The organism is Methanobrevibacter sp., assembly GCF_050872065.1.
Taxonomy (GTDB): domain Archaea; phylum Methanobacteriota; class Methanobacteria; order Methanobacteriales; family Methanobacteriaceae; genus Methanocatella.
Window position 1 is genome coordinate 21,998 of record NZ_JBNMGD010000012.1, and the last position, 13,228, is coordinate 35,225.

Here is a 13,228-nt window from a genome sequence, read left to right on the forward strand (position 1 = left end):
TTTAAGCCTAAATTAATAATATACCACCATTATATCATTATTAATACTATAAACTTTAATATAAATAAATATTATTAAAATAAATACTCACATTATATTATCTCTTTGACTAATAAATTTTTAACCTATTCCTACTTCTTTTTGGAGGTTCAAAAATTATTTGATGAAATTCAATGGGATTCTACAAATTATGAAAATAAAATTTCTGTTGAGGATATTCAATTATTTTTAGATGAATATGCCAAGGAAATTTGAATCCAACAATTACTTTCATGTGATAATAAAGTTGAATATACTTATCACTCAGATAAAAATAACTATTTAAAATTATAAAAACCAACTAGTGGAAACTGAATCCTTTACGCTTACATCTAGTACAATACATTTCCCACCACATGATTTAAAAATGTGTCTTTTAGAAAATATACATATAAAAATAGAAAAAAATTAGAAAAAAGCTTTAAAAAGCCCTTTTCTATTGATTATTAAATTTCACAACTTTTCATGTAAATTAAAAGAATTTGTTTTATACTTTAGAATAAATTAAACCCATAGCACGAGCATTAAACATTAATAAATAAGGCATGAGAATAAGTGCTGCAATAATAAATCCAACAAGTGGAATTAATATTGATATAATAGATGAAATTAGTAAAATTATGAAATCTATTATCATTAACACAATAATATAAGCTAACATGTTTAAAAATCCAATTTTTTTAGTTTCACTAATAATTGTACCTACAGAACATGCTTCTTTTAAATTACCAGTTTTACCTAATTTTCCAAAAGCAACTATACTAACTAATGAAAATATAATAACTAAAATAACTGATACTACAACAGTGAAGAATATAGATCCCGCGAAAATAATAGCAACATTATCCCCAATATTATTTAAATCTGTATTAGTTAAAATTGTGACAAGATAATCAAAACCACCAGTTAAAAAAATAAGAGCAATAATTAGTATTATAGGAATTATATAATAAACAATTTCTACAATAAAGGATTTAATCCCAAGTACAAAATCATCTTTAAAATTAATAGCTGGAATTTCATCTTTTTGTGTTATACCAACACCAATAATATCTATAATATGACCTTGAATAACAAAATCAACTACCAAAGTAATAATAAGAGAAATTAATGCTAAAATAGCCATAGCATTATCATTTGTAGATGAAGTTCCTAAAAAAGTGAAAATTCCACAAACCATAACTAAAATACCTAAAATTAAAAGTTTTTTAAAATCTAATGTCGGGTATTTTAAAGAATCTTTAAAAATTTCAATAAAATTCAATTTATCATCCTCCGTTTAATATAACTTATTTTTATTAATTATTTGATATAAATATTACCATTAAAGCAATGAAAACCTTTAAAAATGCCGCACCTTTGAAAAAATAGATGTAAGTTATTATGTTATGTTTATTTTTTGAAAATAAGAGTAATAAATAGAATTAATATCATACTAAATCTACTGAGCACATTTATGTTTAATTCTTTTATTTCTTTAAAATACTCTTCATTTAAATATAAATTTAGAATTATTTTATTAACTAAAGTATTATTTTCATTTTTAACAAATTTAATATATTTGTTATGACTAATTTTTATATGAGCATTTAATAAAAAAGTGAGGATAAATTATTATGTCAAGTATGAGTAGTGTTGCAGGATTGTCCAAATATATTAAAACCTTACCAAAAGCTAAGTTCTCAATAATAGGAATGCTTATTATCAGTTTTATCATTGGAAGTGCATATTATCTAATAGATTTGAATTCAGAAATTGGTATTTTTGAAAATATTATTGCAGGAGGACTCTTTGGCTTAACTGTATTTGGGATTTCATCCATCATGAGTGGAGCATTGAATCAACAAACAATCAGTATTGTTCATGGAATTAACTTGAAAATCAAACACTCAATGTTTTTATCTGCTCTTTCAATGACCATACTTGGAATAATAATAATTATCGGAGGCATAATCTCTCAAATATTACAACTAAACCTATTTTTAAACTCAATGCTATTTGGTTGTGTCTTGGTCTATGGATTCAACACATTAGTATTCTGGGCTACCTCCAAAGTTAGATTTATGACCGCTGCATTTACTGGTTTAATTCAACCATTACTTATCTTAGCAATGTATACATTAGTTACATTTTTATTCATTGATACAAGCTTTTTAGGTCCTATTATTTTACAGATTACCATAAAAGCAATAATTGCTGCAATAATATTCGTTATGGCAATATATGCATTTATCAAAGTTATTGCATCCCCATTTAAGAAGAATTTGGGAATAGGTGTTTTGGATTTATTAAGTCTATTCATTGCTCATATGAATGAAGGCTCAAATTCTCTTGAAGGATTATTTGAAAACATGAGTGAGGCTATTGATACAATTGTTACATTTGTTAGTTTTAAAACTGAAAAAGGAATAAAAGCATTATTCATATCACCTTCCGTTCATCCAGGACCATTAGGGGACCTTGGAGGATCAAATATGCCAACCATTTTAGCGAACAAATTTGATCATTTTACAATGGTTGCTCATGGACCATCTACACATGATTTTAACCCAATTGCAGTATCTGAAATTGATAAAGTTGAAAAATCCGTAAGAAAAGGATTAGAAAAAGTGGAATACTCTTCAAATGCAAGTAAATTTGTAAGGTATGCTTCTCAAAAAGCAAAAATTGGTGTTCAGTTATTTAATGAAGGTATGGTCATTTTATCAACTTTTGCTCCGGATGCAGTTGATGATATTGAATTTGGTGTGGGACTAACCATGATGGCTCAAAGTAGAAACCATTGCAATGTTAAAGACTCAATAATTGTAGATTGTCATAATTCATTTACTCCTGAAAGCGGAGAAATTTTACCTGGAAATTCAGAAGTTTTCCAAATAATTGAAGTTATTGATACAATCAATCCAAACCAGGAAAAACACGAAGTAAAAGTAGGCTGCTATGAAGATACAATGGAAACTCTGGATAAACATGAAGGTATTGGGGATAGTGGTATAAAAACAATGATTGTTGAAGTTGACAATCAAAGAACAGCATATGTTCTTTTTGACTCAAATAATATGGAAATGGGATTTAGACAAGAAATTATTGATGCTGTCAGTGATTTGGAAATAGATGAAATCGAAGTAATGACAACTGATACTCATACAGTAAATACACTTTCAAGAGGATATAATCCTGTTGGAATTTCAAAAAGACCAGAAATCATAGAGTATGTTAAAATAAGTATCAAAGAAGCAATAAAAGATTTAGAAAAAGTAGAAGTTGGAACTGGAACTGAAAAAATTGAAAATCTTAACACATTCGGACCAAAAAATTCAACTGAATTAATTTCAACAATCAGTTCAGTAGTTGCCGTGAGTAAAATTATAGCTCCAGTATTGTTGATTACAGCATTACTAATTGCATTTATATGGATATTCTTTGGTGGTTTATAAGTAGATGGTAAAAAGAGTATATGCTATAACCCATACAAAATAGAATGGTGCGATTCCATCCCATAACCATTGGGAAAATCCAGAAATCTCATCGCCAGCCATTTTCTGACAAGCTTGGCCAATGAAATACAATATGATTAATGCAATGAAGAATGCGAAAACATCATTTTTGAATCCAAACCAACCTAAAGTTAAACCAGCAGAAATAAGAGAAGCAAATAAAGCCGCAACAATATGAATACTTGTGATTTTAATAGTTGTGTCCATTGATATCCTCCGTTAAATTAAATATATTAATATAAATTTAGTAAGTTATAATATATTAAAGTATTGATAAAAAAGGTGTTAACAATGAAATCCATGTCCAATGTAGACATTTATACAATAAGTGATGAGTTAAATAATTTATTAAGTGGTGCTAGAGTAGATAAATCATTCCAACCTACAAATGATATTGTAGTAATGAGATTCCATGTTCCTGGGACTGGTAGAATCGATTTAGTAATGCAGTGCGGTTCTAGAATACATACTAGTCAGTACCCTCTTGAAAATCCGACTACACCACCATCATTTCCCATGCTTTTAAGAAAAAGAATCAAAGGAGCGCATGTTGAAAGCATTAAACAACATAATTTTGATCGTGTAATTGAAATTAAAGTTAAAAAAGATAAATATTACACAATAATTGTTGAATTATTTGATAAAGGAAATATAATTCTTTTAGATGATAAAAATAATATCATCCAACCATTAAAAAGAAAACAGTTAAGTGCAAGAGATATCAGTTCTAAGCGAGAATACAAATTCCCCGAAGAGAGGGGAATGAATCCTATCACAATTACTGAAGAAGAACTAAAGGAATTGTTTGAAAATACTGAAAGCGATGTTGTAAGAACACTTGCAATGAATGGACTTGGAAGTTTATATGCAGAAGAAATTATTCAAAGAGCTAATAATGTTATTGAAATAGACAAAAATACACCAACATCACAATTAACCGACACACAAATTAAAGAAATCCATAAAAGTCTAAATGACTTGTTTAACAGTCTTAAAAACGGATTAATTAAACCACAAATTGTAAAAAAAGATTCAAAAGAAGATGTTGTTCCATTAGATCTTGTTAAATATGCTGATTTTGAAAAAACTTCTTATAATACTTTCAATGAAGCCTGTGATGAATTTTATTCAAAAAAAGTAAACAGCAGCATAAAAAATGTAAAAGAAGCTGCATGGAATAAAAAAGTAAAGAAGTTTGAAAAAAGATTAAGTTTACAACAAGAAACACTTGATAATTTTACAAGAACCATTGAAGAAAGTCAACATAAAGGAGAAGTAATCTATTCTAATTACTCCACAATTGAAAACATCATAAATGTTGTAAACACTGCATGGAGTAACAACTACTCATTCAAGGAAATTGGTAAAACACTTAAAAAAGCTAAAAAAGATGGAATGGTAGAAGCTCAAATTTATGAATCAATTGATAAGATGGGTGTTTTAACACTTAATATAAATGATACAACATTAAATATAAATCCTAAATTAACAATTCCTGAAAATGCTGAAATATACTATGAAAAAGCTAAAAAAGCAAAAAGAAAAACAAAAGGTGCGTTAATAGCTATTGAAAATACTAAAAAACAACTTGAAGATATCAAGTCTAAAAAAGATATGGCAATGGAGCATGTTGCAGTACCTAAAAAAAGAGTTAAAAAAAATTTGAAATGGTATGAAAAGCTTAGATGGTTCATTAGCTCTGATAACATATTAGTTGTTGGTGGACGTGATGCTAACAGTAATGAAATGGTTGTTAAAAAATATTTAGAACCAAATGACATATACTTACACGCAGATATACATGGTGCAAGTTCAACTGCAATAAAATTAAATGGTAATGAATTAAATGAGAATATCATTAAAGAATCTGGAGAGTTTGCAGCAGCATTTTCATCTGCTTGGTCAATGGGCTTCACATCACAGGATGTATATTGGGTTCATCCGGACCAAGTTACAAAAACACCGGAAGCAGGGGAATTTTTAGCCAAAGGATCATTTGTAATAAGAGGTCATCGTAATTATATCAGAGGTGCAAGAGTAAAATTAGCTATTGGAATTGTTGACTATGAAGGTAAAAGAATAATGGCAGGTCCAGTTGAATCACTTGAAGCACACTGTGATAATTATGTTGTATTAAAACCAGGATTTACAAAAAAAGAAGCAATAGCTAAAAAAATATTAAAGAAAATTAATGAAGATGATTTATTAACACTTGACGATATCATAAGAGTGTTACCATCCGGAAAATGTGATATCGACGAAGAATATCATTTAAGAAAAAAATATGAGAAAAATTAATCCTGATAATCTTCAGGATTATATTCAAAATATTCATTAGAATTCATAACCACAATATCAATATTAGGATTAAATTGACTTACAAAATTAGCAAAAATTGCAGGATCCTGTTCTATTGCTGGAAATGTATTATAATGCATTGGAATAACCACTTTTGGGTTCATCCACATAGAAGCTAATGCTGCTTCAAAAGGACCCATAGTGAATTTATCCCCAATAGGCACCATTACCACATCAGGTTTATATATTGCACCAATAACATCTTTCATGTCACCAAATAATCCAGTATCACCACAGTGATATATTGTAGTCCCATCTTCAAAGGTTATTAAAAAGCTTGCAGCAGTTCCACCAGGAACAGTTTCCTCAACAATATCAATATCAGAGGAATGTTTAGCCTCAAGCATGGTGAATTTAATATTTCTATAGATAAAAGAACCACCAATGTTAACACTAATGTTCCTAATTCCTTGTTTAGCTAAAAAAAGTGAAATTTCATGAATACATGCAATAGGAGCATTAGTAGTATTTGATATTTCTAAAGCATCACCAAAATGATCAGAATGCCCATGAGTAAGTAAGATAATATCTGGATTTAATTCTTCTACAGGAACCTGACAAGCAGGATTATTACTAATGAAAGGATCTATTAAAATCCTAACATTATCATCACTAATTATTTCAAATGCTGAATGACCTAACCATCTTATTTCCATTACATAGACACTCCATTAGAACCAATAACAATATTTTCATCTAAATTAGATGCAATATTCCAAGTTTTTTCAAAACTGGCACGAATATTTGAAATAGAACTCCTATCATCATATATCGCACCATATTCCATATCCCTTTGGCCTTCAGAGATAATCATAGCATAAGAATCATCAGTGATTAAATTAATTGTATGAACCTTAGGAACAGTCTTAATATGAACACCTTGTTTTAAAAGAGATGAAATTAAGAACATGTAAGACATATCAGATGTATCAAATTCATTAATGATTATTCTTGAATAGCTTGTAGGAACATGAGATAAGAATCTGTCGGACAATACATTTAAAGAAGGAATTTCCAACATAATTTCTTTATTAATATGAACTGCTAATTGATCAAAAGCTTCCTGGGAAGTTATTACAGAATCATTACAGATTATATGACTATTAAGTGATTTTGGTATAGGTAAACTTTCAGGGTCATTAATATCAATTTTAATGTCTCTAGGTTGAGTAACTTCGCGAGCAGATAATGTAGGAATTTCATCTACTTTTTCAACTGGAGTTGGTTCTTCTAAAGCACGTTCAATTTCCTCTGTTTTATCATTTTCAACAATGATTGAAGGTGTTTCCTGTTCAAAATAATCAGATTGACGTTTTTTAGGAGACCTAGTAACTTTTAATGGTCTCTCATAATTTGGAGTGAAAACTAATTTTTTATCCAAATCCAATTCTTTTTCTTGTCTTGGAACTGTTTTCAATACTTCCTTAGGATTATCTTCTAAAGAACGACTATAATATCCATTATTAGTAGATTCAGCATAATCTTCAAGGACTAAATCTTCATATTCCACATCATCAAAATCATCATAATCATGACGAATTTTTAAAGGTCCCTCATTAGTGGAATTTTTCCTATCAAAACTTGAATTCCTTTCTCTAGACTCTAAAAACTCTTTAATGTTATTTGCTGTCTTATTAGCATTAGATTCAACAAAATAACTAACAATCATAAATGCCCCAATGATTGCAATAAGTATAGCAACAATTAATAAAATATCTAATAAATTATAGACCGTTGTCTCATAAGCCATGAGAACACCAATCACTAATAAAATAAAACCTGAAACTAATTTTATTGTATTTCCCACGTTTTCACCCTTATAAATTTTTAATCACTCTATTTTTAACTATTATATAATTATCTAAATAACTATTTATAAATCTAATGGAAAAAAACACGAAAATAGATAGATAAAGATTAAAAAAAGAAATTAGTATTACTTTTTTATAATATAGTAATATTAATATAGTAAAAAATCTAATTTAATACTGGTGAAAAAACATGAAGAATATGAAACAACTCATCAAAGAAAATTCAGGACAAGGTGCAGCAGAATATATATTGCTTTTTGGAGGCGTTCTTGTAATTGCATTGCTTGCATTAACAATATATAGATCATACATGGAAACAAGTGATGTCAGCCTAAAAGCTAAAGATGATATCATTGATGTTAGAAACACCATACTCGACAACCGCACCCATGTTTAGAAAAAAAATTGATAACAAAGGACAGGGAAGTGCTGAATTACTTTTAATCGTTGGCGGATTAATTGTTATTGTACTCCTTGTAGGAAGTTATATATCAAATATAACCGAAAAATCACAAACAAATATACAAAATTTGCTAAAAACAGAAAGAAATTTTTTAATAAATAAAATATAAATAGAGAGTAAACCTCTCTATTTTCCAACTAAAGTTGAATTTAAGATTTCATTCCAAGATTCAGAATGGATATTTTCTAAATTCAAACCAGTTCTTGTTAAAATTCTAATATTTTGTGAACATGCTTTTACACAAGCCCCACATAAATTACAGAAAGATAAATCAGTTACAGATTTTCCATCAACAATTGAAACTGCATTACATGGACAAACATCCATACAAGCATGGCAAGAATCACCTTTACAGATTTTTTCTTCACTTTCAACCAATTCTAATTTTCCATCAAATGGTTTAGTTATATCAATTGCATCAACTGGACAAACTTCAGAACACCATGAACAGTATACGCATGAATTATCTAAAATCATTACGTTACCAGTAATTTCTGGAACTTCAATCTCCTCAATTAACATACAAGTAGAACATATTTGCTTAATAGCATTTTCAGGACAAATTCTCTTACAAATACCACAGAAAATACATTTAGAATCATCTACTTCAATAGACCAATTTAAATTACCATCAGAAGAAGGAATATTTTTAATTATAATTGCTTCAGCAGGACACATGTCTGCACAAAAAGAACAATATATACACTCATCTTTATTTATATCAATTTCCCCTCTGACTAAATCTACAGGATTTGGAAGTTTCCTTTCAAAGATTATTGCATCGCTAGGACATACATTGTGACATTTACCACAGTATATACATTCCCCATCATCAACAGCAGTTCCTTTATTCCAGACAGGATAAGAATCCATGTTTTTAATATCTTCACCATCAACAAGCAAAGATAATGCATCAAATGGACAAGCAACTGAACATAATCCACAGAACACACAGGAATCTTTTTTAATAGAAACTAAATCCATTTCAATTAATCCACGAGCTACTGGAACTATAGGTCCTAATCTTAAAGAGGAAGTTGGACAAACATCCGCACAAATTCCACAACCAACACAATATCCATCATTATATGATAAACTACGGTGTTCTTCACCATCTCTTTCTATATTAAACATTTATATCCCTCATGCTTTAGATATAGCTTGATTTGGACAGTTTTGAATGCAGAGATCACAATCATCACAATTTTCAGGAACGATACATACATCGCCATCTTTTTCTATGATTGCACCTTGCTCACAAAGTTTAATGCATAATCCTTGTACAGGACAATCTTGAATATGTCCACATAAATCAGAATCAATTTTTACTGCCATATAATCACCTCAAAAATATACATAAAATAATTTATGTAATTAATTATTTATCGAACTGTATTAATAAACATATCGATATTTTTTGGATTATTCAACAACATTTCCCTCTTGATTAATCTCACCACGCCTAATTCGTGTGGAAGATATGGGAATTCCATCATAAGCTAGCACAAAACTTACTATGACAATATCGAGAGGTTCCATACCTTTAGAAACTCTAATTTTATTAATTTCAACTGCAGTAGGTTCAGTCTCCTCACTAACAACAATAGCTTCAAAATCATCATCATATATTGTAGTTCCATATGGATCATTTAATGGAATTACAACAAAATCTGATTTATCTGAAAAGAAGGCTTTAAGATTACTCATTCTTACTTTACAAGAATCAATATCTCCTTTTAACCCGCCAAAAGCATCAGAAGTAACACCAATCTCCACGTGGTCACCTAATTCAAAAGCAGCAGATAATAATTTTTTGTGCCCATCATGGAATTTATCAAAAGTTCCACCAACAGCCACTTTACTATATTTCTTAGATTTCATAATATTGTCCTAATAGTTTGCTAAATAACTATTTATTAGAACTATTATAAAAAATGATAGCAATACAAAAAAAAAGAAATTTTAAAAAAAAAATAAAAAAAAGTTAATTAGAATGGGAGACTAGAATAGTATCCGTTAAGTTTGTAAGACTTAGTATTCCAATTAGCTATTTTTCCTAACGAGTTTCTAGAACTTGTTGCATCGGCAACAGTCCAAACACCATCAATTAATACTTGGGTCCAAACATGCCCATAAGTACTTCCACTAGAAAAAGTACATGTTCCATGGACATATCTAGCTTCAATATCTGCAGTTCTAAACATAGCTACAAGCAAATGAGAATGATCAACACAATTTCCTGACTTAGCATTTAATGTACCGACAGCCCCATGTTTTGTATCATAATAGAAAGAATATGAAATTTTATCCCTTACATAGTTGAAAATTGCAGTTGCTTTATCCTTTGTAGTTTTTAATCCCTTAGTCAATGTATTAACTAACTGTTTAATTTTAGCATTATCAACTTGACAATTAGCTGATGCTGCTAAGTATGGCTTTAAGTTTGAAATAGTATTATCCGAATTCAAACCACCATTTGAACTAGTTGCACTAATTGATTTTATTCCCACATAAGAAGGCATTCTATTATCGTCACCATAAAATGCGATAACACGAGCAAAAGCATCAACCAGACTGTTATAACCAATAGTTCCAATCTTAGAACTAACAGTATTAGGAACACTACCTTTAGAGTCAGCAGTTTTCACTACACTTTTTGCAACAGCTAAATAATCATACAAATTACCCTTAGCATATGTTGATGAAGGACTACTTGGACCACCAATATTTTTAACAGGTATTGCAGATTTAATATTAGATTTTAAATTTACAATAGCTTTTGAAGCAAAATACAAATATTGATTAGTTGAATAAGTAATTTCACCAATTTTAACTGTAGCAGGTAATCTATGATTTTTTTGAATAAAATTCTCTACATTTTTAGATGCTTTAATAACATCACTAATTGTTACTGCATCAATAACAGATATTTTAGATGAACCTGAATAAGATCCCTGTGAATATTTAATAGTATGAGTACCTTTAGATAAAACACCTAAATTCGCTTTAGCAATACCAGATGAACTAGTTGTAGCAGTATATTTTTTACCATCTAGAGTAAAACTAACCTTAGTATTCTTAATCGGATTATTTTTGTAATCTAACAATTTTACTGAATAATATACGGTTTTACCAGCTACCGCATTAAGATTTTCACCTACAAATTTAGTTCCCTTAACTGATATATGTTTAGATATAGTACCATGTGTATAATAACTGTTGGAAATACTTGTTTTAACTGAATAATAACCAATACTTAATCCAATTGCCTGTGTAGCTACTCCTTTTGAATCAGTGTTATGAGTGTAAGTTTTTCCATTGATTAAGAAATTAACTTTAACATTTTTAAGAGCTTTTCCGAATTTATCTTTTACAACAACTTTATAAACAGATCCATCTTTATAGTTCATTACTAAATCCCCTGCTGATACTTTAGCAGTTTGTTTAGAAACAACAATTTTATTTGATCCCTGGCAATAATCGAAATAACTCGGAGTTAAATACTCATATTTAATTGTATAAGTAGCTGGTTTCACTGTAGGAACAGTCAAATAAGCAATACCTTTTGAATTAGTTTTAACAGTATAAGATTTTCCATTAAAAGTTATTTTTACATTTTTATTAACTAAAACTTTACCACTTTTTGTTAATTTAACTGCAAATTTAGATCCATCATTATATTGCATATTCAATTTTGAAGATGTGAGTTTTGTAGTTGGATTTTGAACATACAACTTTCCAGATTCAGATGAACCTGAATAATATTTATCTCCTGAATAGGAATAACTAATAGAATAAGTACCTTTAGACAAAGCAGGAAGAGACAAAGTAGCTTTTCCATTTGAATTAGTCTTAACAGTTACTTTTTTATTCAAATATTTGAATACTATATTCTTACCGCTAATCAAAATACCATGTTTGGATTTTAAAGTTACAGTAAATGAATATTTCTTATTAGGAACAATATAAGTAGTACTTGATCCATGAGTCAAAGTGGTAGCATCTTTTAATGAAATACAATTATTAGATAATTTTTCACCAGAATACGGATTAACTGTAGTAATAACATATTTCCCAGGTGCTATATTAACTGGTAATTTAGCAATTCCATTTTTATCAGTAGTTTTAGTATAAGTTATCCCATTAACTTTAAATGATACTTTTGTATTTGCTAATGCATCATAATTTTTCCAAAATTTTACTGAATATTGGACAACAGGTCCATAATATTTAGTAATATCACTTCCAGTAACGGATGATAATACTTTAACTTTCTTTGAAAGAGATACATCTGCATAATTAGAATTACCAGAATATCCAATTGCAACAGTGTATGATCCTATGGACAAAGTCTTAGTTTTAACTGATGCAATACCATTCTTATCGGTAATAGCAGTGTAAGTCACTCCATTAACTTTAAAAGAAACTTTTTGATTGCTGATAGGATTACCATTAGCATCCTTCAAAGTTACTTTGAAATATGTAGCTGATTTTGAATAATGAGTATCAATTACATCAACTTTTGTGGATACCTTTTTAGGACTAGCAGCTAACTTACCATCCTTAGAAACAGATGAAACTTTACTTTGAATAGAGTTAGTATTATCTGTTTCATTATCATTAGAAGATTGAACATTTCCAGAATTATTCTCATAGCTATTTGAAACATTGCTATTAGAATAATTGTTCAAATTATCATCATGAGAATTAACTAAATTAGTCTTTGAGATAGAATCCTCGTTAGAAACTTCTAATTCATTTTCAACAGATAATGAATTCACATTATCAGTCATTAAATTTGAATCTTCTGTATTTAAAGCATTATTTGATTCTGTTGCGCTAACTGCTCCTAAAACTAAAAAGAACATTAACACAATAGATATAAATAAAGCTCTATTTTTTATCGATATTTTTCCACCTCTTGGTTCTCATTACGAAAATTTTATACTAAAAAATGAGTATACTAAAATATAGTATTTCATAATGAGTGGATAAACATTTATAATTTAATATTATATAAATGTTTTTAAAACTTTAAAAAGTCAAAAACTCATTTAAAT

13 protein-coding genes are annotated in these 13,228 nt (G+C 28.7%); 5 read left to right on the forward strand and 8 right to left on the reverse strand.

Features of this window, described 5'->3' with window-relative positions; genetic code table 11:
- Positions 1–105: 105 nt before the first annotated feature.
- Positions 106–255 (forward strand): hypothetical protein, encoded by a 150-nt coding sequence (locus tag ACR0P1_RS02930; RefSeq protein ID WP_432644913.1) that lies wholly within the window; start codon positions 106–108, stop codon positions 253–255.
- Positions 256–526: 271 nt separating this feature from the next.
- Here the strand turns inward: ACR0P1_RS02930 and ACR0P1_RS02935 are convergent, their stop codons facing one another.
- Positions 527–1,303 (reverse strand): DUF4013 domain-containing protein, encoded by a 777-nt coding sequence (locus ACR0P1_RS02935; RefSeq protein ID WP_432644914.1) that lies wholly within the window; start codon positions 1,301–1,303, stop codon positions 527–529.
- Between the two features lie 352 nt (positions 1,304–1,655).
- On the opposite strand from ACR0P1_RS02935, the gene ACR0P1_RS02940 reads away from it, so the two are divergent.
- Complete coding sequence (locus ACR0P1_RS02940) at positions 1,656–3,476, forward strand: DUF2070 family protein (RefSeq protein ID WP_432644915.1); 1,821 nt, start codon at positions 1,656–1,658, stop codon at positions 3,474–3,476.
- Here the strand turns inward: ACR0P1_RS02940 and ACR0P1_RS02945 are convergent.
- A complete protein-coding gene (locus tag ACR0P1_RS02945) occupies positions 3,471–3,743 on the reverse strand; it encodes a hypothetical protein (RefSeq protein ID WP_432644916.1) in 273 nt (90 codons plus the stop codon). The two genes, ACR0P1_RS02940 and ACR0P1_RS02945, sit on opposite strands and share 6 nt — an antisense overlap.
- 84 nt (positions 3,744–3,827) lie before the next feature.
- On the opposite strand from ACR0P1_RS02945, the gene rqcH reads away from it, so the two are divergent.
- The gene (rqcH, locus tag ACR0P1_RS02950; RefSeq protein WP_432644917.1) at positions 3,828–5,834 is read left to right on the forward strand and encodes a ribosome rescue protein RqcH; all 2,007 of its coding nucleotides are present in this window, start codon (positions 3,828–3,830) and stop codon (positions 5,832–5,834) included.
- On the opposite strand, the gene ACR0P1_RS02955 is transcribed toward rqcH, so the two are convergent.
- Entirely contained in the window at positions 5,831–6,550 is a 720-nt protein-coding gene (locus ACR0P1_RS02955) for a metal-dependent hydrolase (protein ID WP_432644918.1), read from the reverse strand. The genes rqcH and ACR0P1_RS02955 overlap by 4 nt on opposite strands.
- Positions 6,550–7,701 carry a hypothetical protein gene (locus ACR0P1_RS02960; RefSeq protein WP_432644919.1) on the reverse strand — a complete coding sequence of 384 codons (1,152 nt, stop codon included), beginning with the start codon at positions 7,699–7,701 and terminating at the stop codon, positions 6,550–6,552. The genes ACR0P1_RS02955 and ACR0P1_RS02960 overlap by 1 nt, the downstream gene beginning before the upstream one ends.
- A gap of 194 nt (positions 7,702–7,895) precedes the next feature.
- On the opposite strand from ACR0P1_RS02960, the gene ACR0P1_RS02965 reads away from it, so the two are divergent.
- A complete protein-coding gene (locus tag ACR0P1_RS02965; RefSeq protein ID WP_432644920.1) occupies positions 7,896–8,102 on the forward strand; it encodes a class III signal peptide-containing protein in 207 nt (68 codons plus the stop codon).
- Positions 8,062–8,277, forward strand: a complete 216-nt coding sequence (locus ACR0P1_RS02970; protein WP_432644921.1) for a class III signal peptide-containing protein — start codon at positions 8,062–8,064, stop codon at positions 8,275–8,277. The genes ACR0P1_RS02965 and ACR0P1_RS02970 overlap by 41 nt, the downstream gene beginning before the upstream one ends.
- A 17-nt stretch (positions 8,278–8,294) precedes the next feature.
- On the opposite strand, the gene fwdF is transcribed toward ACR0P1_RS02970, so the two are convergent.
- The 4 genes from fwdF to ACR0P1_RS02990 all read right to left on the reverse strand — a co-directional run bounded on the left by fwdF (position 8,295) and on the right by ACR0P1_RS02990 (position 13,036).
- Entirely contained in the window at positions 8,295–9,302 is a 1,008-nt protein-coding gene (gene fwdF / locus ACR0P1_RS02975) for a tungsten-dependent formylmethanofuran dehydrogenase subunit FwdF (RefSeq protein ID WP_432644922.1), read from the reverse strand.
- A gap of 9 nt (positions 9,303–9,311) precedes the next feature.
- Positions 9,312–9,503, reverse strand: a complete 192-nt coding sequence (locus ACR0P1_RS02980; protein WP_432644923.1) for a ferredoxin — start codon at positions 9,501–9,503, stop codon at positions 9,312–9,314.
- Between the two features lie 87 nt (positions 9,504–9,590).
- Complete coding sequence (locus tag ACR0P1_RS02985) at positions 9,591–10,049, reverse strand: phosphopantetheine adenylyltransferase (RefSeq protein ID WP_432644924.1); 459 nt, start codon at positions 10,047–10,049, stop codon at positions 9,591–9,593.
- A gap of 107 nt (positions 10,050–10,156) precedes the next feature.
- A complete protein-coding gene (locus ACR0P1_RS02990) occupies positions 10,157–13,036 on the reverse strand; it encodes an Ig-like domain-containing protein (RefSeq protein WP_432644925.1) in 2,880 nt (959 codons plus the stop codon).
- Positions 13,037–13,228 lie beyond the last annotated feature (192 nt).

Bases quoted from the DNA above. Each gene is read 5' to 3' on its own strand.
- ACR0P1_RS02940 (WP_432644915.1), top strand. From the start codon at position 1,656: ATGTCAAGTATGAGTAGTGTTGCAGGATTGTCCAAATATATTAAAACC.
- ACR0P1_RS02945 (WP_432644916.1), bottom strand. From the start codon at position 3,743: ATGGACACAACTATTAAAATCACAAGTATTCATATTGTTGCGGCTTTA.
- rqcH (WP_432644917.1), top strand. From the start codon at position 3,828: ATGAAATCCATGTCCAATGTAGACATTTATACAATAAGTGATGAGTTA.
- ACR0P1_RS02955 (WP_432644918.1), bottom strand. From the start codon at position 6,550: ATGGAAATAAGATGGTTAGGTCATTCAGCATTTGAAATAATTAGTGAT.
- ACR0P1_RS02965 (WP_432644920.1), top strand. From the start codon at position 7,896: ATGAAGAATATGAAACAACTCATCAAAGAAAATTCAGGACAAGGTGCA.
- ACR0P1_RS02970 (WP_432644921.1), top strand. From the start codon at position 8,062: ATGTTAGAAACACCATACTCGACAACCGCACCCATGTTTAGAAAAAAA.
- fwdF (WP_432644922.1), bottom strand. From the start codon at position 9,302: ATGTTTAATATAGAAAGAGATGGTGAAGAACACCGTAGTTTATCATAT.
- ACR0P1_RS02980 (WP_432644923.1), bottom strand. From the start codon at position 9,503: ATGGCAGTAAAAATTGATTCTGATTTATGTGGACATATTCAAGATTGT.
- ACR0P1_RS02985 (WP_432644924.1), bottom strand. From the start codon at position 10,049: ATGAAATCTAAGAAATATAGTAAAGTGGCTGTTGGTGGAACTTTTGAT.
- ACR0P1_RS02990 (WP_432644925.1), bottom strand. From the start codon at position 13,036: ATGTTCTTTTTAGTTTTAGGAGCAGTTAGCGCAACAGAATCAAATAAT.